Annotated in this window: 23 protein-coding genes, 1 pseudogene and 1 riboswitch; of the genes and pseudogenes, 19 read left to right on the top strand and 5 right to left on the bottom strand. The window is 37.3% G+C overall.

From position 1 onward, the window contains the following. The first annotated feature begins 212 nt into the window (after nt 1-212). From ACYQ2D_RS08350 to ACYQ2D_RS08305, 10 genes are all read left to right on the top strand, one after another. Entirely contained in the window at nt 213-1577 is a 1365-nt protein-coding gene (locus ACYQ2D_RS08350) for an ABC transporter substrate-binding protein (RefSeq protein WP_117457033.1), read from the top strand. 91 nt (nt 1578-1668) lie between these two features. After that, on the top strand, nt 1669-2562 hold the full coding sequence (locus tag ACYQ2D_RS08345) for a carbohydrate ABC transporter permease (RefSeq protein ID WP_118701339.1): 894 nt from the start codon (nt 1669-1671) through the stop codon (nt 2560-2562). 1 nt (nt 2563) lies between these two features. Then, entirely contained in the window at nt 2564-3427 is an 864-nt protein-coding gene (locus tag ACYQ2D_RS08340) for a carbohydrate ABC transporter permease (protein ID WP_117457031.1), read from the top strand. Between the two features lie 53 nt (nt 3428-3480). Then, the gene (gene arfA, locus ACYQ2D_RS08335; RefSeq protein ID WP_022303232.1) at nt 3481-4995 is read left to right on the top strand and encodes an arabinosylfuranosidase ArfA; all 1515 of its coding nucleotides are present in this window, start codon (nt 3481-3483) and stop codon (nt 4993-4995) included. A 261-nt stretch (nt 4996-5256) separates the two neighbouring features. After that, the gene (locus ACYQ2D_RS08330; RefSeq protein ID WP_459785110.1) at nt 5257-5481 is read left to right on the top strand and encodes a DUF3791 domain-containing protein; all 225 of its coding nucleotides are present in this window, start codon (nt 5257-5259) and stop codon (nt 5479-5481) included. Further along, the gene (locus ACYQ2D_RS08325; protein ID WP_459785108.1) at nt 5474-6040 is read left to right on the top strand and encodes a DUF3990 domain-containing protein; all 567 of its coding nucleotides are present in this window, start codon (nt 5474-5476) and stop codon (nt 6038-6040) included. Before ACYQ2D_RS08330 ends, ACYQ2D_RS08325 begins: the two co-directional genes overlap by 8 nt. Further along, nucleotides 6028-6270 carry a hypothetical protein gene (locus ACYQ2D_RS08320; protein ID WP_459785106.1) on the top strand — a complete coding sequence of 81 codons (243 nt, stop codon included), beginning with the start codon at nt 6028-6030 and terminating at the stop codon, nt 6268-6270. The genes ACYQ2D_RS08325 and ACYQ2D_RS08320 overlap by 13 nt, the downstream gene beginning before the upstream one ends. Nucleotides 6271-6775: 505 nt before the next feature. Continuing rightward, complete coding sequence (locus tag ACYQ2D_RS08315) at nt 6776-7141, top strand: IS110 family transposase (RefSeq protein WP_459785105.1); 366 nt, start codon at nt 6776-6778, stop codon at nt 7139-7141. Between the two features lie 141 nt (nt 7142-7282). Beyond that, nucleotides 7283-7534: a hypothetical protein gene (locus ACYQ2D_RS08310; protein WP_459785104.1), complete on the top strand. Its 252-nt coding sequence runs from the start codon at nt 7283-7285 to the stop codon at nt 7532-7534. Beyond that, nucleotides 7479-7991 carry a transposase gene (locus tag ACYQ2D_RS08305; RefSeq protein ID WP_237925599.1) on the top strand — a complete coding sequence of 171 codons (513 nt, stop codon included), beginning with the start codon at nt 7479-7481 and terminating at the stop codon, nt 7989-7991. Before ACYQ2D_RS08310 ends, ACYQ2D_RS08305 begins: the two co-directional genes overlap by 56 nt. Nucleotides 7992-8130: 139 nt before the next feature. Here the strand turns inward: ACYQ2D_RS08305 and ACYQ2D_RS08300 are convergent, their stop codons facing one another. Next, the gene (locus tag ACYQ2D_RS08300) at nt 8131-9516 is read right to left on the bottom strand and encodes a M56 family metallopeptidase (RefSeq protein ID WP_278713123.1); all 1386 of its coding nucleotides are present in this window, start codon (nt 9514-9516) and stop codon (nt 8131-8133) included. A 14-nt stretch (nt 9517-9530) separates the two neighbouring features. Beyond that, nucleotides 9531-9908, bottom strand: a complete 378-nt coding sequence (locus ACYQ2D_RS08295) for a BlaI/MecI/CopY family transcriptional regulator (protein ID WP_459785101.1) — start codon at nt 9906-9908, stop codon at nt 9531-9533. A gap of 432 nt (nt 9909-10340) precedes the next feature. On the opposite strand from ACYQ2D_RS08295, the gene ACYQ2D_RS08290 reads away from it, so the two are divergent. Next, a complete protein-coding gene (locus tag ACYQ2D_RS08290; protein WP_278713125.1) occupies nt 10341-11417 on the top strand; it encodes a C39 family peptidase in 1077 nt (358 codons plus the stop codon). A 28-nt stretch (nt 11418-11445) separates the two neighbouring features. After that, on the top strand, nt 11446-12345 hold the full coding sequence (locus tag ACYQ2D_RS08285) for a hypothetical protein (protein ID WP_459785099.1): 900 nt from the start codon (nt 11446-11448) through the stop codon (nt 12343-12345). 189 nt (nt 12346-12534) lie between these two features. On the opposite strand, the pseudogene ACYQ2D_RS08280 reads toward ACYQ2D_RS08285, so the two are convergent. The 3 genes and pseudogenes from ACYQ2D_RS08280 to ACYQ2D_RS08270 form a co-directional block, all read right to left on the bottom strand. Continuing rightward, nucleotides 12535-14289: pseudogene (locus tag ACYQ2D_RS08280) on the bottom strand (IS1182 family transposase). A gap of 215 nt (nt 14290-14504) precedes the next feature. Beyond that, on the bottom strand, nt 14505-15569 hold the full coding sequence (locus ACYQ2D_RS08275) for a PTS sugar transporter subunit IIC (protein ID WP_459785098.1): 1065 nt from the start codon (nt 15567-15569) through the stop codon (nt 14505-14507). Nucleotides 15570-15593: 24 nt separating this feature from the next. Continuing rightward, entirely contained in the window at nt 15594-16301 is a 708-nt protein-coding gene (locus tag ACYQ2D_RS08270) for a S1 RNA-binding domain-containing protein (RefSeq protein WP_459785097.1), read from the bottom strand. Nucleotides 16302-16517: 216 nt separating this feature from the next. On the opposite strand from ACYQ2D_RS08270, the gene ACYQ2D_RS08265 reads away from it, so the two are divergent. The 7 genes from ACYQ2D_RS08265 (at nt 16518) to rpoN (ending at nt 23972) form a co-directional block, all read left to right on the top strand. Further along, nucleotides 16518-17021: a GNAT family N-acetyltransferase gene (locus tag ACYQ2D_RS08265; protein ID WP_459785095.1), complete on the top strand. Its 504-nt coding sequence runs from the start codon at nt 16518-16520 to the stop codon at nt 17019-17021. Between the two features lie 99 nt (nt 17022-17120). Then, nucleotides 17121-18776 carry a putative manganese-dependent inorganic diphosphatase gene (locus tag ACYQ2D_RS08260; RefSeq protein WP_117457019.1) on the top strand — a complete coding sequence of 552 codons (1656 nt, stop codon included), beginning with the start codon at nt 17121-17123 and terminating at the stop codon, nt 18774-18776. 45 nt (nt 18777-18821) lie between these two features. Beyond that, nucleotides 18822-19406 (top strand): flavin reductase family protein, encoded by a 585-nt coding sequence (locus ACYQ2D_RS08255; protein WP_117457018.1) that lies wholly within the window; start codon nt 18822-18824, stop codon nt 19404-19406. Then, a complete protein-coding gene (locus ACYQ2D_RS08250; RefSeq protein ID WP_022303226.1) occupies nt 19403-19912 on the top strand; it encodes a shikimate kinase in 510 nt (169 codons plus the stop codon). The genes ACYQ2D_RS08255 and ACYQ2D_RS08250 overlap by 4 nt, the downstream gene beginning before the upstream one ends. A 186-nt stretch (nt 19913-20098) precedes the next feature. After that, entirely contained in the window at nt 20099-21391 is a 1293-nt protein-coding gene (murA, locus tag ACYQ2D_RS08245) for a UDP-N-acetylglucosamine 1-carboxyvinyltransferase (RefSeq protein ID WP_022303225.1), read from the top strand. A gap of 110 nt (nt 21392-21501) precedes the next feature. After that, nucleotides 21502-21706: riboswitch (cobalamin riboswitch) on the top strand. Nucleotides 21707-22061: 355 nt separating this feature from the next. After that, entirely contained in the window at nt 22062-22604 is a 543-nt protein-coding gene (locus tag ACYQ2D_RS08240) for a DUF2284 domain-containing protein (protein ID WP_459785093.1), read from the top strand. 21 nt (nt 22605-22625) lie between these two features. After that, a complete protein-coding gene (gene rpoN, locus ACYQ2D_RS08235; protein ID WP_459785091.1) occupies nt 22626-23972 on the top strand; it encodes an RNA polymerase factor sigma-54 in 1347 nt (448 codons plus the stop codon). The last annotated feature ends 56 nt before the right edge of the window (nt 23973-24028 follow it).

Raw genomic sequence — 24028 nt, 5'->3', positions numbered from 1 at the left:
AACAAACAAGAGCGTTGTACAAAATCAATAATGACAGACAAGATTCGGGCAGATTAGACAAAAAAAGGTCGGAAATAGGAATCAAGTTCAAAAGAGCGGAACATTTAAATGTTAAACGTTTAATTGAAAAATGTCAGTATTTGTCAACCAGGTATCATGCAGAAGCAGGAGGCTTCTGAGTTGATAAAATTATTAAAGGAGGACACTATAATATGAAAAAGAAAGTGTTAGCAGCATTATTATGTGCAGCAATGGTAGGAACTACATTGGCAGGTTGTGGTTCATCAGGCAGTGATTCCGGAAGTGATGATTCCGCAAAACAAACAGGTAAAAAAGAAATGGATGTAGAGGGAGATGACGTTACCACTCTTAATGTATGGACATTCATTGAAAACCATCAGGATTTCTACACAGATATGGCTGAAAAGTGGAACGAAGAGAATCCTGACAGAAAAGTAAAACTGGTATTATCCAACATGGCTTATGATGATATGCACAACAAACTGTCTCTGGCTCTGGAATCCGGAGAAGGTGCACCGGATGTTGTTGATATCGAGTTAGGAAAATTCCCGGCATTTATGACAGGAAACATCGGACTGAAAGACTTAACAGATGCAATTGCACCATACAAAGATAATGTAGTACAGTCCAGACTTGACTTATATTCTAAAGACGGTAAATGCTATGGACTTCCAACACATGTTGGTACCACTGTTGCATTCTATAATACAGAAGCTTTAGAAGCAGCAGGAATTGATTACACAACAATCAAAACATGGGATGACTTTAAAGAAGCCGGTATCAAATATCACGATGCAACCGGAAAAACATTTGCAGCAGCTGAAACAACTGCACAGTGGACACTGAACCTGATGTTAGCTCAGAAAGGTGGAAGCTACTTAAAAGAAGATGGTTCTCTTGATGTAAACAACGACAAGATGGTTGAAGTATTACAGTGCATGAAAGATATGCAGGATGCAGGTGCACTTGCTACAATCGCTGGTGGACAGCCTGATAATGAAGAAGCTTATCCTCTGTTTAATGATGGAGAGGTTGCAGCAGCAATCATGCCATTCTGGCAGACAAGCCGTTACTTAAGTTACATGACAGACCTTTCCGGTAAAGTTGCAATCGCAGCTCCTCCAGTATTCGGTGACAATGATGCCGTTAAGACAATCGGTGGTGGCGGTACCGGTACTGCAGTTGTAGCATCCGGTGAAAATGCAGACCTTGCAGCAGACGTATTTGCATTCATCAAACTTTCTGATGAAGCCAACGTAGAAGTATGGAACGTATTAGGATTTGACCCTGTAAATACAGAAGTTTGGACACAGACAGATATTACAGAAAATCCAGACAACCAGTATGTAAAATACTTCAATACAAAACCATTTGATACACTGTTAGAAGTACAGGATGGCATTGGCTTATTAGACTGTTATACAGATGAAAAAATGCCTTCTATTAACAATGTATTTACGACTCAGACTTTAAATGATATCTTTGAATCTGGCGTAGATGTAAAAGAAGCACTTGATGAAGCACAGGATACTCTGGAAAACGAATTCGCAGAATAATCATTTGTAAGTGATAAGAAATGTAATATAAGAAGAGCGGGATGTGGGGAAATCCCATGTCCCGCTCTTATTAGAGAGAGGAGTATATATCATGAACAAGGTAAAAAAATTCTTTTACTCACAGAAAGCCGCTCCTTATGTATTTATTCTTCCATTTGTATTGACAATTCTTTTATTCTGGATTGTACCGATTGCAAATGGTGTACTTCTTAGTTTTCAGGATGTACTCAAAGATAAATGGGTAGGCTTTAATAACTATTCGAGATTGATTTCAGATAAGATGTTCTACAAAGCAATTTACAACAGCGTAAAATACATGATTGGAACTTTGATTTTACTGATTCCATTTCCAATGTTATTTGCAAGTCTGTTAAACAGTAAGCTGATGAAAGGTGCAAATTTCTTCAAATCTGTTTACTTCCTTCCGGCTTTAACATCTGTTGTAGTTGCAGGTACTATTTTCCGTCTGATGTTTGGTGAAATGGACACCGCACTGGCAAACCAGATTATCGGTCTCTTTGGACATTCACCAATCAAATGGTTAAAAGGTGAGTGGACCAGTTACTTTGCACTCCTCTTGGTTGCATGTTGGAGATGGACGGGTGTAAATATTCTTTACTTCCTTGCAGGTCTCCAGAATATTTCAACTGATATTTATGAAGCGGCATCTATCGATGGTGCAACAAAGTGGCAGCAGTTTATTAAAATTTCATTCCCATTATTAAAACCAACAACCGTTTATGTGTTAACAATCAGTATCTATGCAGGTCTGTCTATGTTCCTTGAGTCCTTCATGTTATGGAAAGGAAATAACTCACCAAGAAACATCGGTCTTACTATTGTAGGATATCTGTACAGACAGGGTATTGAAAAGAGAGCAATGGGATATGCGTGTGCAGTTGGTCTTGTACTGTTAATCATCGTTATGATTATCAATATGATTCAGCTTGTTGCAACAGGAACATTCAAGAAGGAGGAGAGATAATATGGCAGCAGAAGCAATTGGAAAAAGCCAGAAAACAAAAAACAGAGTGGCAACCGTGCTTATGGTAATTTTCTTTACGATTCTTGCCATCTTGATTATCCTGCCGATTTATGCCATTATTCTGGCAAGTTTTAAACCGGGTAATCATCTTCTTCAGTATGGTTTGAACCTTGATTTAGACAGTGCAAGCATGACACTTTCAAACTACGTGTTACTGTTTACCGGTCAACATGACTACTGGATTTGGTTTAGAAACAGTTTATTCTTAACTGTTGTTACTGTAGTATTAACCTTACTGGTAAGTGCTTTCGTAGCTTATGGTTTTGCAGCTTATGATTTCAAAGGGAAGAATTTCTTCTTTGTATTAGTATTGATTATTCTTTCTATTCCTTTTGAAGTTATCATGCTTCCTTTATACAAACAGATGTCAACATGGGGACTGATGGACAGCTATGTAGCAGTTGTACTGCCATTCCTTGCACATGCGTCAACGATTTTCTTCTTCAGACAGTACCTGCTTGGTACACCAAAATCTCTGATTGAAGCAGGTCGTATTGATGGAGCAACCGAATATGGAATTTTCTTCCGTCTGATTGTACCGATTTTGAAACCGGCATTTTCCGCTATGGCAATTTTAAATGGTATGAATGCATGGAACAACTACATGTGGCCATTACTGGTTATACGTTCTTCCAGCAAATATACGTTAACAATCGGTTTGAATACACTGATTAACCCTTATGGAGATAACTACAGCCTGTTAGTAGTAGGTTCTGTATTCTCCATTATCCCAATCTTTATTCTGTTCTTATGCTTCCAGAGATACTTCATCGAAGGTATGACTGCCGGAGCTGTAAAAGAATAAATACTTAAAATACTTACATAATTATGATTTTGAATTCTCAGGAGGATTAAAAAATGAGCAGAAGAGCGAAAATGGTTCTGGATAAAGAGTTCCAGATTGCACCGATTGATAAGAGAATTTATGGTTCTTTTATTGAGCATTTAGGAAGAGCTGTATATGAGGGAATCTATCAGCCAGGTCATCCGGCAGCAGATGAAAATGGATTTCGTAAAGATGTTATCGAGTTGGTAAAAGAACTGGATGTTCCGATTATTCGTTACCCGGGCGGAAATTTTGTATCTAATTTTTACTGGGAAGATTCTGTAGGTCCCGTTGAGGAAAGACCACATAGACTGGAACTTGCATGGAGAAGTCTTGAGAAAAATGAAATTGGTCTGAATGAATTTTCAAAATGGGCAGAAAAAGTAAATTCTGATGTTATGATGGCAGTCAATCTTGGTACAAGAGGAATTTCAGATGCCTGCAATCTTCTGGAATACTGCAATCATCCATCCGGAACAAAATATAGTGACATGCGAATTAAGCACGGAGTAAAAGACCCACACAACATTAAAGTATGGTGCCTTGGAAATGAAATGGATGGTCCATGGCAGATTGGACATAAAACAATGGAAGAATATGGACGTCTTGCAGCAGAAACCGCAAAAGCAATGCGCCTGATTGACCCGAGTATTGAACTGGTATCCTGCGGAAGTTCTTTCCGTGACATGCCGACTTTCCCAGACTGGGAAGCAACGACTCTGTCCCATACTTATGAGTATGTAGATTATGTTTCCATGCATCAGTACTATGGAAACAGAGACGATGACAGCAATGATTATCTGGCACAGTCTGATGATATGGATGATTTCATTCGTACGGTTATCTCAACCTGTGACTATGTAAAAGCGAAAAAACGTAGTAAAAAAGTGATGAACTTAAGCTTTGATGAATGGAATGTATGGTTCCACTCAAATGCAGCCGATGATGATATCACAGAAAATCATCCATGGCAGGTAGCACCGCCAATGCTCGAAGATATCTATAACTTTGAAGATGCACTGTTAGTTGGCTTAATGCTGATTACACTTATCAAACATGCAGACCGTGTTAAAATGGCATGTCTGGCACAGTTAGTAAATGTAATTGCTCCGATTATGACAGATGCAGCAGGTGGCGCATGGAAACAGACTATTTTCTATCCATTTATGCATGCTTCCAAATACGGACGTGGCGTTGCACTGCTTCCGGTTATGAACAGTACAAAACATGCAACTGCAAAACATGATGAAATTACAGACGTTGAATCTGTTGCAGTTTACAACGAAGAAAAAGACGAAGTAACAATCTTTGCAGTAAACCGTAACTTAGAAGAAGACGTAGAACTTACAACAGATGTAAGAAGCTTTGAAGGCTACCGCATATTAGAACACATCGTTATGGAAAACGAAGACCTGAAAGCAGGCAACAGCCTGGCCGGAGAAAAAGTTTATCCTGTAAATGGCGATGAGAGAAGCAAACTTGACGGTGGAGTGCTGACAAGCGTAATCAAAAAAGCATCCTGGAATGTGATTCGTCTGGGTAAATAAAAAATAAAAGAAGTAAATGAAGAACGAATTGTCGTATTAATGTTTGAGAAAAATGTTAATGCGACGATTCGTTTTTGATTTAAATGAAAAAAATTATGAAACAAATAACTGTGATATACCTACAGAGGCGAGATGAATTGTTCAATAATTGGGATTGTGATATAATGAAATTGATAAATTAGTGGGAGTTTGTAGTCAGATACTTTTGGAACTGTGAATGAGGCAAAGTATTAGAAAATTGAAGATTGTGGAGGGTTTATTATGAGTGAGAGAGCAGAAATTACTTTTATGCAGACAAGATTAATCCGACTTGCTTCAGAAGAATGGCATTTACCGATTGAACAGATTATTTACTTGTTCAAAAAAGTAGATGTTCTTGGATATATAGAAAAAGGTTATGGGATTTTCCATTGCGAAGGTGATGAGGCTGTACTGGAAGATATTACGGAGCTTCTTCAAGGAAAGGGGATAGAGGTTAATGCTTGAAGTAAAAGATGGACTTATTCTCTATCATGGAAGTTATTGTGAAGTAAAAGAACCAGACCTTGCCAAATGTGCGAAAAGAAAAGATTTTGGCCGGGGATTTTATTTAACTACATCCAAGGAACAAGCAGAAAATTTTTTAAGGACTTCAATAATTAAGGCAATAGCAATTGGAAAAATTGAAAAGGGACAGAATTATGGCTATATTTCGACTTTTGAAGTAAAACTTTCGGGAAAACTTGAGACACATATTTTTAAAAATGCGGATGTTGACTGGTTACACTGCGTTGCAGCTCATAGAAAGAAAAAAATGTTCATCGAAGTTGAACAGGAAATGACAAAATATGATATTATTGCAGGAAAGATTGCGGATGATGCAACAAATGCCACCCTCACGGCATACCTTGCTGGTGCTTTTGGAACGGCAGGTGATAAGGAATCAGATGATTTCTGTATTAAACGGTTGTTGCCGAATAAATTAAAAAATCAATATTGTTTTAAAACAAAAGCAGCTATTGAGTGTTTGAAATTTGTGGAGAGTGAAAAGATATGTCTGAAGTAACAATATCAAAAGAAAGGATAAACTATACAATAGACCTTCTTATTACTATGGTAACGGAAGAAATTGCAGAAGAGACGGGCAGGGATAGAAAAGAAGTGCTGATGGATTTTCTATGTTCTAAGACAGGAAAGGCATTATACGACGAGAAAACAAAGCTTTGGTGCAATGGACCGTCGTATATAGCTGAAGTGTATATGGAGGAATTAAAGCAAAGAGAGATTGATAAATGAGAAGATAAAAAATGAATTGTCGTATTAATGTTTGAGAAAAATGTTAATGCGATGATTCGTTTTTTGTTTTAAATGAAATAAATAATTGTTGTATGAATTAAGGAGAGAGACAAATTGTTCTATCATTGGGATTATAACATGTAACGGGAAGAAAGATGGTTATTATTTGCCATCTTTTTTCTCGTTCTGATAAAATTTAGGAGGGGTGACTCGAAATGGATCACACCCTCCTCTTAGTTGGAACTATCTATTTTCCGACAGACAATCATGAGAAAATCTCACCACAATAAATGAAAACTGGATACTAGCTATACGTTATGTAGTGGTATACTTAAGGTGCCGAATAAGATCGGAAGGGGATTGGTGCTTACAAGCCCGTCCGACAGACTGATTTTCAGCTCCTTAGGTGTACCACTTTTTGTTTCCATCGGGTTTTGATGAGGACGCAGGACAGCCAACAATTAAGCAAGGAGCTGCATCGGCTTATGCGAAGGAGGTTTGCTTTATGGAAGTATTGTATAAGCGGTGTTGTGGGATTGACATTCATAAAAATATGATGGTAGCCTGTATTTTTACGAGTGTCAGAAAAAAAGAAATCCGTCAGTTTTCAACAATGACGGAAGATATTCTCCAATTAGTTTCGTGGCTGAAAGAAACAGATTGTGAGATGGCTGCCATGGAAAGTACGGGCTCTTATTGGAAACCTGTATATAACATATTCGAAGAAGAACAGATACCGATCATGGTTGTGAATGCGCAGCATATCAAAGGAGTTCCCGGACGTAAGACGGATGTAAAAGATGCAGAGTGGATTGCCGATCTGGTACGCCATGGATTAGTAAAGGCAAGTTACATACCAAATAGGGATTAAAGAGAACTGCGAGAAATAACCCGTTACCGCCAGGAGGTAATTGAAGAACGTGCTCGTGAATTAAATCGAATCCAAGCTGTGTTAGAAGGCTGCAATATTAAACTGAGCAGTGTAATTACCGATATCAGCGGAAAAAGCGGTATGGCAATTTTAAAGGCAATTGTATCTGGAGAAACAGATCCGGTTGTTTTAAGTGAACTTGCCGAAGGAAGAGCCAGAGATAAAATTCCAGAAATGCAGAAATCCCTACAAGGACGGATATCAGAACATCAACAAAAAATGTTGAAACATCAACTGGGGCATATTGAAAGCCTGACCGCTTTAATTGTGGATTTAGATGCAGATATTAAAAAAAACAGAATCCATAAACTGGGCAATCGAAGCTTTGGATGATATGCCTGGGATTGGAAGAAAAAGTGCAGAACGAATTTTAGCGGAAACTGGTGTGGAAATGGAGCACTTTCAAAATGAATCCCGTTTCAGCTCATGGGCGGGACTTGTGCCTGAGTGTAAGGAAAGCGCCGGAAAAAAGATGAGTACACGAATACGGAAAGGAAATAAATATTTGAAAGCAACGCTGGTGGAATGTGCTCGTGCTGGAATACGAAACAAGCAAAGTTATCTCTACTCCCGTTATCAAAGAATTGCCGCGCGCAGAGGTGGGAAAAGGGCTTTGATTGCAGTAGCCCATACCATGTTAATCGCGATCTATCATATACTAAAAGAGAAAGTTCCTTATCATGACCTTGGAGCGGATTACTACTCCGTTATCAATCAAGAAAAGATAATCAATAGGAATATTCGTACATTAGAAAAGTTAGGGGTAAATGTAATGATTCAGCCGAAATGAATCTCTTTAACTGTATAATTAAGAGAAGGAAATAAGCCCGCCAAAAGGCGAGCTTATTTAGAATGCTTGTTTATAGATTATCGCTGAACTACGTTTTCAGGACAGCCACTTTTTTGTGAATTGTAGAAATTAGAAAAGATTAATGAGGACATTTTGTATATGTATAAGTTGAAATCAAATTTCCTAATACTAAATTCTGGCAGGAAGAACATCTTTGCGCTTGATATTTTAGAACCTTGCAACTGCCGTTGGTCTTTTTATCATGTCTGGTATAAGTTCCACTTACATAGGTATGCTTACATAATTTTTTTTCTGATATGGCTACATCTGGTATGGCCACATTATAAGAAGTTCCATTTTCATCTGTGAAATAAGAATTAGAAAAAAGAAAAGTATCCTCCTCTTTATCAACAACTGAGAAGAAGCCTTCCGTTCCAGATATATTTTTATCTTTATTAAGAACTTCTTCTAAGGAGTGAATATTATCTATTTCTACAGCGGGTGTATTATAAGCAAGAATGGTAAGGGAAGAAGAAATACTTAAGAATATAATTCCGAATCCAGTTACAATAGAAGTAAAAATAGGGTGCTTATGTACAGTATGTTTTTTCAAATGAGTAATCCTCTCTTTCAGTGTATTTTTTCGATGAAACGTAAATCCACTTGAAGAAACAAGTGAAAGATGCGGTGGTGTAGATGAATATTTTAAAAGGACCTTGCCATAGTTTCTTTTTTGTTCGAGTGTACAATTCATTAACGCTAAATCATCAGCGGCTAATTCTGAAGTATTTTGATAAAATTGAATTAAAAGATAAATACATGGGTTATACCAAAACAAAACAGATAAAAGCATAAGAGTTAGCTTAAATAAATTATCATGGTGTTTTAGATGTGCAAGTTCATGTTTAATAATCAAATGGTTTGTATCATCAGACAAATTAAAAGATAAAGGTAAAAATAGTTTCGTGTTCAAAAATCCTGTCACAAAAGGAATTGAAATGTGGTCGGATAATGAGAGAATTGGAGATTTAGATAATCTCAAATCCCTCGATAAGTTTGTAATGATAGCTTGGTTTGGCTGAATGAATTCTTTAAAATTAAAATCGGAAGCAATAGTTGAGCAGAAACTTTTAGTTTGAAGATATAATCGGCGTATGTAAATAGCTCTAAACAGCATAATGCTAATGCATAAAAACAGTCCGATTAAAATTCCAATACTGATATTCGGTGGACGAAGAACCAGATGATTTTGAACAATTCTGATTGAATCATCAACAGGTATTTTATCTGTTGGTTTTGGATGCATCATAAATGGAGAAAACAATCGTTTGTAATAATTTGTAAGTAAAGGAACAGGAAGTAAAAATAAGAAGATATTTACTTTACAAAATAAAAGTTTATGCTTGGGCGCAAGCTGTTTGTTAAATAAATGCGTTGCGCCAATAGATAAAAATAAAAAGACACTTCCGATAAGATTCATATAAAAAAGTAAGCGAATGGAAGAAGCAATTATTAAATTTATCATAAAAAAATCACATCCTAATCTTTATTGAGAAAATCTCTTAGTTCATCCAGATCTTCTTGTGTACAATCTTTTTTGTTGCCTGTAAGGGCGGAAAGAAACAAGTTCAAAGAACCATTAAATGCATTGTTTAAAAAAGATTTTGCATATCTTTGAGTGAGCTGCTCACGTGTCAATTTTGGAAAATAAGCTTTTTTACGTCCTTCATTTTTACAGTCTAATGCACCCTTTTCAATTAGACGTGAAAGATGAGTGTGTAAGGTTTGCTTTTTCCAGTCTTTTCCATTGTTATTAAAGAAATCCAAAATTTGATTGAAATAAATGGGGCATTGAGAAGACCATATCATTTCCATGATTTCCAATTCTGTGTCAGATAAACCGTATCGATTTGGCATAAAAACCTCCTTATGAATGTAGTACTATTTTAAAATAGTACTATAAAAATGTGGGGAGGTCAAGAAGAAATAATAAACAAATAATTAATAAATAATTAATAAATAATTAATAAAAGTATTGACGAATACTATATTTATATAGTACAATTGTATTATAAAGATATAGGACGTAGCTCGAGCAATGGTGAAAATGTAAAGTAGAGTATTATCAAAGTAAAAAGGAATGTGTAGTATAAAAATCTAATATTTACTAGTAAGTTTTAGCTAATAGAAGACTTTGTCTTTGTAACAGTTTATTGGCATAATAATATTATAAATTTTCAGAATATTATTAGAGTTGCTGGCTTTTTTAAAAAAAATGAAGGCTTAAGAGACAACGGCAAACTCAGGAAAGTAATAGTTCGTGATTGAAAAAATGAAAGGAATGAAAAAATGAAGAAGATAATAAATAAAGTTATTGTGTTCACATTGATTTTTAATATCAGTATTATTATTAATGCTATATCTATTCGAGCAGCAGGTGATGATGATAAAAAAGTATATACGGAATTAGATGAAAATGTGAGGAACATACAAGATAGTAAAGATGCCTGTATTGGTGTGGAGGGCGAAACAGAGCCAAATGAAATGATTGAGTATAGTAGAGCAACTACAAAACCAGGTAAATGGATTAAGGCATCTGATGGACGTTGGTGGTATAAGCATAACGATGGAACTTATACTAAAAATGGATGGGAATATATAGATGGAAAATGGTACTATTTTGATAGTAACGGTTGGATGAAGACAGGATGGATTAAAGTAAATAATAAGTGGTATTATTTAAATAGTAGTGGAGCAATGGTTGTAGGATGGCAAAAGATAGGAAGTACATGGTATTATTTTAATTCCTCGGGAGTTATGCAAACTGGGTGGAAAAAAATAAATAATAGATGGTATTTTTTAGAATCTAATGGAGCAATGAGAACAGCAGCTTTAACACAGGGCGGTTCAAACTATACATTTCAGAGTTCGGGAGCATTAAATACAACTAGGCTGGGAGTTCAAAGGCAAAGGCAGGAACGAACTAATTGGTGCTGGGCAGCTTCTTGTGTTATGGTCGGAAGATATGATTTGCCGGCATCATTACAAACAATAACACAAACATCAGTTGTTTTACATGTAAAAGGAGAAATTATTAATCTTGCAGGAAATGGCTCAGAAGAAGTGAGAGGAATAAATCATGCTTCTCAAAGTTTAAAGCATGCAACATCTTTAGAAAGAACTCTCTCTTTTACTGAGGTACTTAATACTATTGATAATAGACATCCGTTTATTGTAAGAATGAGATGGGATGGTGGCGGTGGTCATGCAGTTGTATGTGCTGGTTATAGATATTCTGATTCTTCATTATACCTTATAGATCCGTGGGAAAATACAGCGTCGAGGTATTATTCACGTAATAGTCTGGTAAGAGGTACTTCTATTGCTACTGGTACAGGTCAATATAGATTTTCGGTAATATATTAAAAGGATGATAAGAAAGAAGGGCGTAGTTATGAAAAAATTTTTGATAATAGCAGTATTTACTTTCTCAATTATATTTTTAAATTCCTCTAATACATACGCTTACTCAATCGAAACACTAGACAGTAATCCAGATTTACACGAAATTTCCCAAATGGAAGACGAGATTTACCGTTGGGCGCAAGGCGCAGTAGAAGATGAAAATACGAATTTACAAATCGATTATTCTCGAGCAGTGAAAATATATATAGATACAAATATTTTTGAACAAGAAGAACTGACGGCTGAAAATTTACAAGATACTTTAGATAATGCGGTTTATATTTGGGAAGTTCCTGTAAAAGTTTCAGAAGACAGATATGTGATTGTAACTGTAAGCAGGGCACTGCCAATTGATGAAGAATTGCAGCAGGAGCTTCTTGAAGATGGCACTTATACACAGGAAGAACTGGAAATGGAACTTGAAAAAGTAGGTAGTTGGACAATTCCAACAGCCGGATATGATGAAACAAAATCAGACTATATTGGAAAGTTAGATTCTGTTTTGGGAGAAACTCTTAATAAAGAGGATTTAGATATGATATACCTTCTTGGTGGAACTCCGAAGATGAGACAGCCTTTTGGTGTTGTTTGTAGAGAAGGCAAATATCAGATTGTTACATTAGATGTGGTAACCGGAGAAAATGATATAAGTGCTTTTAGTTCAGAAGAAAGTCAGGAACTGAATGAGAATAGTATTTATAGTTTTGAACAGGTGAAAGAAGTAATAGAGTCAATGCCAGAAGTGGATGACGAATCAGATACAGGGCTAGCTCCAACATTAAAAAAAGAAAATATTAAAAAAGAAAGGATATATGGTGTTGTAGTTTTACTGATAACAGTTTTGCTGGTTGGCGTAGCTGTGGGTAAAAAATTGAAACGGAAAAAATAAACTTAGAGAAAGAAGGGGAAATCGGCTAATGCCGATTTCTACCTTGTTTAAAGAGAAATAAAGATACCCTGCGGAAATGCGTGATTCTTGGCACTGGCATATTCCGTAGGGTATCTCTAGTTTTAAGAAGGATTCTTATTTTTGGGCGCACAAAATCAAGGGGGTATGTAAAATCAATCCGGCTTTTATTTAAGCTACAGTTTCTTCTTTTTTACCCTCAAATTTCTGTATTTTATTGCATAGAAAACGATGATATTTATTGATATTTCTACCGATTGCATACAACAGGAATTCTTTGTATACTTTATCGGCTGTACGATGATTAAACCGTCGAAAGTCATCATTTTCTTTGATATCTCCAAAATGACCTTCTGTTTGAATGGAACGAATCTAGCGGTTCAGGATTCCTTTTTCACTCTGAATATTAGCGTGGGAGCTTTCTTTTAATGCTTCCCAGCGCTCATTAATCTTCATGACTTTGTTTTTGTCTGCATCCTTTTCTGGATGATATCGATAAAGGCATCGGGCTTTGTGTTCACAGCCACTGCAGTCCGCACATCCATACACTTCCAGAGTTTGTGTATAACCATCCATTTCTTTTTCTTCTGTACGGATATGCCGCAACTCCCGTCCATCATGGCAAATGTAAAAATGCTCGTCTTCGAATATCTGAGTTGTCATGTTATAATATTTCCCGATATCTTCTTTGTAAGCACGCGTCTTTCTTTGCTCATGATCTTGCAGCTTGATATAGCTCTCTATGTTATGTTCTTTTAAAAACAGCAGATTTTTCTCGCTGCAATATCCACTGTCTGCTGTGGTTTCTTTCAACACTTCTCCAAAAGCATGGATATGCTTTTGAACAACTGGAATCAAGGTATTGTAATCCGTTCGGTCATTACTTACATATGCATGAACAATAAAGTAATTCTCTACTGCAATCTGAACATTGTAAGCTGCTTTCAGTTGTCCATTCTTCATGTGGTCTTCTTTCATTCTCATAAAAGTGGCTTCCAGGTCTGTCTTGGAATAACTGTTCCGCTCTTTTCCCATGACTTCAAAGCACTCTTTATATTCCATAAGTTTGTTGCCGCAGGCATCCAATTCTTCATAAAGTTTCTGTAGTTCTGATTTTTTCTTTCCTTTTCCAGAAACGAATGGAATCCCTTCGTTTTCTGCTATTCTCATCAGATTTTTCTGCACCTTTAATAAATCCAGTGGAGAACAATTGTCTATCTCAATGATGGTATTGTTTGACAGTTTTTTGTGCTTTGTGAGCTTCCGCTTCCGGTTCTTTTCAATCACCGCACGTACTTTATCCATACCTTCGATGAAAAACATCCTTGCATTTCCCAAGCCGTATTTTTCGCCATACCCATTCTCTTCTAACAATTCGTTGTATTTCTGGTAAAGAGACTCTATGTTGTCAAGAAGTCCCACGAGATGATAGTTTAAAGTTCCACGCCAGACAAAAGTATAACGGTTTGCATTGGCTTCTATCTTTGTTCCATCAATAAAAAGTGATTCTAATGTAATCAGACCTTCCTTCTTTAAAAGTCGTAACAACTGATAATTCAGGTCATCTAATATTTCCGGTGTCAGTTTTTTGTTTATAAAATCATAAAAGGCATCTCTTTTTGGCTGTGTTCCTTGAGAAAGCCAGATAAATGCCAAATCTCTTTTGCATAGCTCTACAATGCGGTCTATCTCACGAACTCCACGCATGTTTGCGTAGGTAAGAACTCCATACTTCATGATTGGGTTAAACCCGTGTTTCCCCTTGCCTGAATACTGTGCGAATAAAGCTGTAAAATCCATTTCCTCCATTACTTTTTTAAGGGTAAAGACTGGATCGTCATCCGGTAAACTCAATTCGTAGAAGTTGAAGTTAATTTTCTGTTGCCCGAATTCAAAAAATTCATTATAATAATTATTGTTAGTCATAGTTACATTATAACATGTAACGGAGAGAAAGATGGTTGTTGTTAGCCATCTTTTTTTCTTTTTATAGATAAAATTTAAAGGAGGCAGATGAACCGTTTCGATTCATCTGCCTCCTCTATTAGAACTGTCATTAACCGACAGCCCCTTTCTTTTTCTAAGTTAGTCAAGCGGATATTCGTATTCTGACTCGCTACTTCCTTGATTTGGTTAAATTATTACATAGGAAGAGCCATATCCCCATCTTTAATCCAGCCTAAATTTCTCATCATATTTGAGAAGAAATAGGTCAGTGCAGCCGGAAGAGCAAAGTGCATAATTAAAATTTTAAATAATACCACTACGCTTGAAACTCCCGGAACAGCCATGGTCTGCCAGGTCATAATCTGTCCGACAAGTCCTGCTGTTCCCATTCCGGAACCGGTTGCATTGTTTGCCATTTTAAAGAGGAGTGTAGAAACCGGTCCTAAGATGGCACTCGATAAAATGACAGGAAGCCAGATGAGTGGTTTCCTCATAATATTAGGAACTTGAATCATGGAAGTTCCAAGCCCCTGTGCGATCAGACCAGGAGCTCCATTTTCTTTATAACTTGCAATTCCAAAACCGACCATGTTACAACAGCATCCGACGGTTGCTGCACCGGCGGCAAGCCCGGATAGATTTAGAATAATTCCAAGGGCTGCGGAACTAATCGGAAGAGTTAAAATCATACCCATTAAAACAGAGACGATAACGCCCATTAAGAGAGGCTGTTGTTCGGTTCCCCAGTTGATTAACTCTCCTAATTCGGTCATTAACTTGCTGATTGGAGGACCAAAGAAAAGACCGATAGCCGAACCGGTTAAAATTCCGGTTAAAGGGGTAATAATAATGTCAAGTTGGGTTTTGCCGGAGACAACATGAGCAACTTCAATTGCAATATAAGCAGCAAGAAAAGCGCCAAGCGGTTCTCCGGGACCGGAAAGTAACAGTGCACCATCCTCCGTGAAAATCGTTCCGGCAAGGATTTTGCTTGAATAACCGCCAACCATACCGGCAGTTGCAGAAGAGAGTACAACCAGAGGACTTTCGCCAAATTTGCAGGCAACACCGATGCCGATACCGGCGCTGGTCATACCGGCAGCTATTTTACCAAACTGATAGAGGTAAGTGCCAATTTCACCACTGATTAAAGTACCAATCTGTTGAAGAATTGTTCCGATAATAAGAGTGGCGAACAGACCGTAAGACATACCGGTGAGTCCATCGATAAAAAATCGGTTTAATATTTTTTTTACCATGATATCTCCTGTATTCTATTTTACTTAATCTAATTTAATATTTTTAAAAAGAGAGCCGAGTGTTGTAGTAGCTTCTTCTGCTTCTGGAAGTTCATAGTCGATGACTTCTTCCTCTTCTTCTTCCGGAGCTTCCATTAAAGCTTTCATGCTGAGACTCAGTTTTCCATCTTCATTTTTGATAACTTTTACGGTTACGTTATCGCCAACAGAGAGGACTGCTTTTGGAGATTTGATTCGTTTCTGGCTGATCTGTGAGATATGAACCAGACCGGAAATGCCATCTCCGAGGTCGATAAATGCGCCGTAAGTCTGAAGACTTTCTACGGTACCTTCTAATACGCTTCCAACTGTAATCTGCTGTGTTTTGGCAAGTTTTTCGGCGTCAGCCTGCTCTTTTAACAGTTCTCTTGCGGAAAGGACAAGACGGTTTTCTGCTTCATCCACTTCAAATACACGTACCATCAAAGTTTTCTTTAAAAATTCTTCCGGTTCTTTGACATATTCCAGAGAAAGTTTGGAAACCGGAATAAAGGCACGGATGCCTTCCACGTAAGCGATTGCTCCGCCTTTTACGATGCCTTCAATAGTAACTTCAAACGCTTCTTTATCTTCTTTCATCTGTTCTAATTTGTCCCAGATTTCCATGTCTGAGTCACGGAAATTGCTGAAAGAAGCTTCGATTTCCTGTGCAAAATCATCCATTGTTTCCTGTTTTTTTATTTCTTCGCTCATGATGCTACCTCCATTAATACTTCCTTAAATAAAATTGAAAAATAGGAAGCTTTTTGTTTTCGATTATAGCACAGGAAAGTGAAAATCTGCAATGGAGTAGAGAGAATGTTGAAAGATTTGTTGATTTTGTCGGGTGGGTTAAGGTAAGATAAGAAAGACTAAAAACCGATGTAGATAGTTCTGACAAAAAGCCAGAATAGAAAGAGAGAAAGACCGATGGAAATCAGAAAAGCAAAAATAGAAGAACTCGATGAAATTATGGAAATTTTTGAACATGCACGTCAGTTTATGGCGAAGAACGGAAATGCGTCCCAGTGGGGAACAACTTATCCGGAGCAGGAAATCGTAAAAGCAGATATCAAAAAAGAAGAGTGTTATGTGTGTGTCGAAAATGGTGAAATCGAGGCAACGTTTGTATTTTTTATGGGAAAAGTAGAACCAAATTATGTGGATATTTATGACGGAGAGTGGAAAAATGAAGCTCCTTATGGTACAATCCACCGCGTAGCAAGTCGCGGAAGAGTTCCGGGAATCTCAAAAATCTGTATGGATTTCTGCAAATCACAGATTTCGAATCTGCGTGGAGATACTTATAAGGATAATATTGTAATGCAGAAAGTATTTGCCAAAAATGGATTTGAAAAATGCGGTACGATTTATCTTGCTGGAAAAAAAGAAGATGGAAATGCACGAATTGCCTATCAGTTTGTGGGTAAATAATTGCACGCAGAAGAAAAATGGGATATTATATAGAGTAGAAGAAAAATTTGAAATAGAAAAGAATTTGGAATGTAAATATAAGAAAGGGAAGCACACAACATGGCGAAACAAGAAAAAATCTATATTTTAGGACATAAAAATCCAGATACCGATTCGATTTGTTCAGCGATTGCTTATGCAGATATTAAAAATCGTTCGAATGATGGAAGAAAGTATATTGCAAAACGTGCAGGTCAGATAAATGAAGAAACAGAGTATGTTTTAAAACGTTTTGGCGTTGATGCACCAGGCTATCTTCCGGATGTCGGAACTCAGGTAAGAGATATGGAAATTAGGGAAACTCCGGGAGTTCCGCACAGCATTTCCATTAAGGATGCATGGGCGATTATGAAAGAAACCAATGCGGTGACACTTCCTATTACAAAAGAGGACGGACAGTTAGAGGGACTGATTACAACCGGAGATATTGCAAAATCTTATATGGATGCGCATGATAATTATTTCCTTTCCAATGCGAGAACCCAGTATCGAAGTATTGCGAATACAGTAGAAGGAAAGATTGTAACCGGAAACGGACATGGATATTTCTTAAGAGGAAAAGTTGTAATCGGTGCGACACTTCCGGAAAAACTGGGAGAGTACTTAGAAGAAGATGATTTGGTTATCTTAGGAGATAGATACGAAGACCATTTATGTGCGATTGAAGAAAATGTAAGCTGTATTATTGTGTGTAACAATGCGGAAGTTGCAGAGGATATTCAGGAAGCAGCAACGAAAAATGACTGTGTAATTATCCGTTCTCCGCTTGATACCTTTACGATTGCGCGTCTGATTAATCAGAGTATTCCGGTCAAACACATCATGAAAAAAGATAATCTGATTACCTTCCAGACCGATGATTTTACAGACCAGATTAAAGAGGTGATGGTAAAGAACCGTCACAGAGCCTTCCCTGTAGTAAATAAACATGGAAAATATATTGGAACGGTTTCCAGACGAAATTTGCTGGGAATGAAGAAAAAAGAAGTGATTTTAGTAGACCATAATGAACGTTCCCAGGCAGTTGATAATATTGAGGCAGCGGAGATTCTGGAAATTATTGACCATCACAGAATCGGCTCTATCGAAACCATGTCTCCGATTGTCTTTCGTAATCAGCCGGTGGGCTGTACTGCGACGATTATGCATCAGATGTATGTGGAACGAAATCTCGAAGTTTCTCCGGCAATCGCAGGGCTTTTATGCGCAGCGATTATTTCTGATACGCTGATGTTTCGTTCGCCGACCTGTACACACAGAGATAAGATGGCAGCAGGAGCACTTGCTTTAGTAGCCGGTATTAACATAGAAGAATTTGCCAAAGAAATGTTTACGGCAGGAAGCAATTTAAAGGGAAAGACAACAGAGGGAATCTTCTATCAGGATTTCAAACGTTTTACAACCGAACAGGTAAACTTTGGCGTAGGACAAATCAGTTCTATGAATCAGGATGAACTGTTAAGCTTAAAGAAACGTCTGATTCCATTTATGAAAAAAGAATGTGGAAAAAATGGAATTACGATGGTATTTATTATGCTTACGAATATTTTGGAGGAAACATCAGAAATTATCTGTTATGGAGATGGAAGTGGCAGATTGGTTGAGGATGCCTTTAATGTAAAAGAAGAAAATGGCGGATATATTCTTCCGGGAGTCGTATCAAGAAAGAAGCAGTTAATTCCGGAATTTATCACTGCCTTACAGCAGAATAGCTAAAAGAGAAAATCTCGAAGAAATGAAAAACAGAAGAAGGGGAAACACATGGGAAAAATTGAATGGAAGCCTGGAAACATGCTTTATCCTCTGCCGGTTGTAATGGTCACGGTGGCAGATGAAGCAGGGAATGATAACATTATCACGGTAGCATGGGCGGGAACGGTCTGCACCAACCCTCCTATGGTATCAATTTCGGTAAGACCGGAGCGGTATTCTTATACAATGCTATGTGACACAAAGGAATTTGTCATCAATCTGACAACCGAAAAACTGGTTCGCGCAACGGACTATTGTGGTGTAAAATCAGGAAGAGAGGTAGATAAATTTAAAGAAACAGGACTCACCAGAGAAAAAGCATCTCATGTGGGTGTTCCGATGATTAAGGAATCTCCGGTCTGCATTGAATGCAGGGTCAGGGAAATCAAAGAACTGGGAAGCCACAGCACATTTGTTGCCGATGTGCTTGCAGTCCATGTAGATGATAAATATATGGATGAAAAAGGAAAATTTGATTTAGCACTTGCCAATCCGATTGTATATTCTCATGGGGAATATTATGGACTGGGCAAAAAACTGGGAACTTTTGGATACAGCATAAGAAAACAGAGAAAGAAGAGACAAAAGAAATGAGTAAAGAAAATATCGTTTTAATTGGCATGCCTGGAGTTGGCAAAAGTACAGTAGGTGTTATTTTGGCAAAAGTATTGGGATATCAGTTTATTGATGCGGATTTAGTAATTCAGAAAAGAGAAAACCGCCTGTTGCATGAAATTATTTCAGAAGAAGGTTTGGATGGCTTTTTAAAAGCAGAAGAAAATGCAAATGTATACATTGCGCAAAATGAAGAAAAATCGATTGTTGCGACAGGTGGAAGTGTTGTGTATTGTGAAAAAGCGATGCAGGAGTTGAAAAAAACAGGACGAGTTATATACTTGGAGTTGGAATATGACCAGCTGAAAAAGAGACTGGGAAATTTAAAAGGTCGTGGTGTGGTATTAAAAGATGGTCAGGATTTAAGAGGGTTATATGAAGAAAGAATTCCGCTGTATGAGAAATATGCGGATTTGACAGTTAATGAAAAAAATCTGGATGTAGAACAGACTTTACAGAAAATAGTTGACAGACTTTCATTATAACTGACAAAATGAGGAATTGCAAGCAGTAAATCTAGGCAAAAGACGATTTTTTGTTTACAAACCCGGTAAGATGTTATAAGATAAGGGTTGACTATTATGAAACTTTGAAAATCAGGTTATGAATTTGATGATAAGAATGACAAAAACAGGCATCAGATACATGAATAAAAATATAGAGGTGTGTATATGGAACAATATGTAATCAAAGGCGGTAACCCGCTCGTTGGTGAAGTTGAAATCGGTGGAGCAAAAAATGCAGCACTTGCGATTCTGGCAGCGGCAATTATGACAGATGAAATGGTTTATATTGAAAACCTTCCGGATGTAAGAGATATCAATGTATTACTCGAAGCAATTAAAGAAATCGGAGCAGTTGTAGAAAGAGTCAGTCCGACAGAAGTAAAAATCACAGGTTCTACTATTTCTGATATCAGTGTTGAATATGAATACATCAAGAAAATCAGAGCATCTTATTACTTATTAGGAGCACTGCTCGGAAAATATAAATCCGCAGAAGTTCCACTTCCGGGCGGATGCAATATCGGAAGTCGTCCGATTGACCAGCATTTAAAAGGATTCCGTGCACTGGGTGCATCCGTAGATATTCTTCACGGTGCAGTCGTTGCAAAAGCAGAGAACTTGACAGGAAAACATATTTTCCTGGATATGGTATCTGTAGGTGCTACAATCAATATCATGATGGCAGCTGCAATGGCAACCGGAAATACCATTATTGAAAATGCAGCAAGAGAGCCGCATGTTGTCGATGTGGCAAACTTCTTAAACAGCATGGGAGCAAGTATCAAGGGTGCAGGTACCGATGTAATCCGTATTCAGGGTGTAGAAAAGTTACATGGAACAACTTATTCCATTATTCCGGATCAGATTGAAGCCGGAACATTTATGTGCGCAGCCGCAGCGACCAGAGGCGATATCATGGTAAAAAATGTAATTCCGAAACATCTGGAAGCAACAACTGCAAAATTAGAAGAAATCGGATGTCAGGTAGAAGAATTTGATGATGCGGTGCGTGTAGTGGCAAACAAACGTCTGACTCGTACTCATGTAAAGACTATGCCATATCCGGGTTATCCAACCGATATGCAGCCTCAGTTTGCAGTCGCACTTACTTTGGCAGAAGGAACAAGTATTGTAACAGAATCTATCTTTGAAAATCGTTTTAAATATGCGGACGAGCTTTCTCGTATGGGTGCCAATATCAAAGTAGAAGGAAATACAGCAATCATTGATGGCGTGGAAAAACTGACAGGCGCAAGAGTCAGCGCACCAGACCTTCGTGCAGGTGCAGCACTTGTAATTGCCGGTCTTGCGGCAGAAGGATTCACAGTCGTAGATGATATTGTTTATATCCAGAGAGGATATGAGCGATTTGAAGACAAATTAAGAAGCCTTGGCGCTGAGATTGAACGAGTATCCAGTGAAAAGGAAATTCAGAAATTTCAGCTTAGAATCGGCTAAAAACCAGTAAAATAGCATAAAAAATAAGAAAAACGGTTTGGAATAAAATCCAAATCGTTTTTTCCTTGACAATGTTTAGCACCTGTGCTATGGTAAGTGCGTGTATAGATTTCATATCAACTTATTAAGTGCATCACAGACATTTTCCCCTCTTTTTTTGTCCGTGGTGAAAAGGGAATCAGGTGAAAATCCTGAGCGGTCCGGCCACTGTAAGCAAGGAGCGAAGCGCAAGAATCCATTGTATTAGAGCGTACGAGAAGGAGCGCCAAGCGTTGATAGGCAAGTCAGGAAACCTGCTTAAGTAAGTGAAAGGTTGAAACTTCCGAAGAAAGTTTTCCATCCATGATATCTGATATGGAACGCCTTATGCTTGAAAAAGCACGTATCAGAAGAACGGTACATTCTGATACAAACTTAGAGGAACCTGTGTACGGAATTTATACATCCTTTACTTTGAAAGGGCAGGAGAATTCCAAAAGCTGTATTCGTACATAAAACCTCCGCAAAAAATATGTATGATTGGTCAATACAGGTGGAGGAATTCCTCCTGCAAAAAGTTAAAATAGACAATAAAAACAAAGCTGTTATAGATAATAGTATCTTATCTGTAACGGCTTTTTTTGGTATAATAGAAAAAGTTAGTAAAGGTATTTGAAAGGGGAAATTTAAGATGAAAAAAATAGAAATGGAAAAACAGGCAAAAGCATTTGGATTTGCAACAATGAAATTTATGGAAACAAAAGATCTGGAGTTTGAACATGAATTTCGACAGTTTTGTGAGATGAATGACTGTGGGAATTATGGAAATAATTATGCCTGTCCACCGCTTTGCGGAACACCGGAGGAAATGGAGCAAAAGGTAAGAAAATACGAACATGCGTTGGTTTTTCAGTCAAGAACTCCGGTTCAAAATATTTTTGATGATGCAGAAACAAAAATTATTAAGAAGATGCATACAAACAAAACCTTACATGCGGTAGAAGAATTGAAAGAGCAGGGTCTGCCTGATAATGGAATGTTTATTATGTGCGGACCATGTAATTTCTGTGAGGAATGTAAAGCAAAAGCAAAAGAACCATGTGTAAATGAAAATATGCGTTTTTCATGTCTTTCTGCTTACTGTATTGATGCAGGAAAGATGGCAAGACACTGTAAGATGAACATGGAATGGAATGGAGATGTGGTTTCTTTTTTTAGTTTGTATGTTTTTTAAGTAAAAGGGTATGGGGTGTATATGAGACAAGAACTGAATTTAACACAAACGCAAAAACTATCGGAAAAGATGCTTCAATCCCTTCAGATTCTTCAGATGAATACGCAGGAATTAGAAGAGTACCTAAAAGAAAAAGAATTGGAAAATCCATTGATAGAATTGGAAGAAAATAGTAGTGATTCAGAAGAAAAAAATGATTTTCAAGAGAAACTGGAGTGGCTTGCCAAATCGGATGAACAAAACCGCATTTATTATCAGGATGAACAAAATGAGCAAAGAGAAGAACGGGAATTTCTAGAGAAAGAGAGAGGACTTCCTGAATATGTACTTTCTCAGTTGATTCCATTTTTTAAAACGGAGAAGGATTCGGAAATTTATGAATTTCTGGTATATTCTCTCGATGAACGGGGATATCTTATAGATAATGTAGAGGAACTTGCGGATAAATTTTTTCTGTCTGTAGAAGAGATGAAAGTTTACATAGACAGGCTGAAAAAATGTGACCCGGCGGGAGTAGGAGCGGCAGATTTACAGGAATGTCTGTTACTGCAACTCTTGCGCAGGGAAAATGAGAATCAAATTGTAAAGCAGATAGTAGAACATCATTTGGTAGAATTAGGGAAAAATCAGATTCCACAGATTGCAAAAGCGCTTAAAATTTCACGTGATGAGGTAGTAAGAGCTTGCGAAGAGATTCGGAAGCTGAATCCAAAACCTGCGCAGGGATTTGCTTCGAAAAATCATTTGAGTTATCTGGTTCCGGATGTGACGGTTGTAAAATTTAAAGAATATTTTGAAATTATTCTGAATGAAAAAAATGCTTACAACAAACCATTTAGCTCTTATTATCTGAGTCTGATGAAGGAAGACAGCTCTATAGAGGTAAAAGAGTATCTTCAGGAAAAATATAAACAGGCGCAATGGATTTTTCAGTGTGTTGCTTCTAGAAAAGATACCATGATGAAGATATGTAGAATTCTGGTAGAAGAACAAAAAGAGTTTTTTGAAAAAGGAAGTGCCTATTTGAAGCCGCTTCGTATGCAGGAACTTGCAAAAAAAGCAGGAATTCATGAATCGACAGTAAGCCGTGCGGTAAAAGAGAAATATTTACAATGTTCCTGGGGAATTTTTCCAATAAATTATTTCTTTGCACAGAGTGTATCTGGAAAAGAAATACATACAAAGGATACTGTCAAAAAAGAACTGAAGAAAATAATTCAAGAGGAAGATAAAGAGCATCCGCTTAGTGACCAGAAAATTGCAGAGAAGATGCAGGAGAAAGGAATCAGCATTTCAAGAAGAACGGTTGCGAAATATCGGGGTCAGATGGGAATCGCAGATGCCGGAGGTAGAAAAGTGTATTTGTAAGAAAATATAAGGAGATATTTTAGTAAAAATAAGGAAAATCGGAAAAATACCTTGCT

The organism is Blautia stercoris (assembly GCF_054657695.1).
This window is presented reverse-complemented; position numbering and strand designations above follow the sequence as displayed.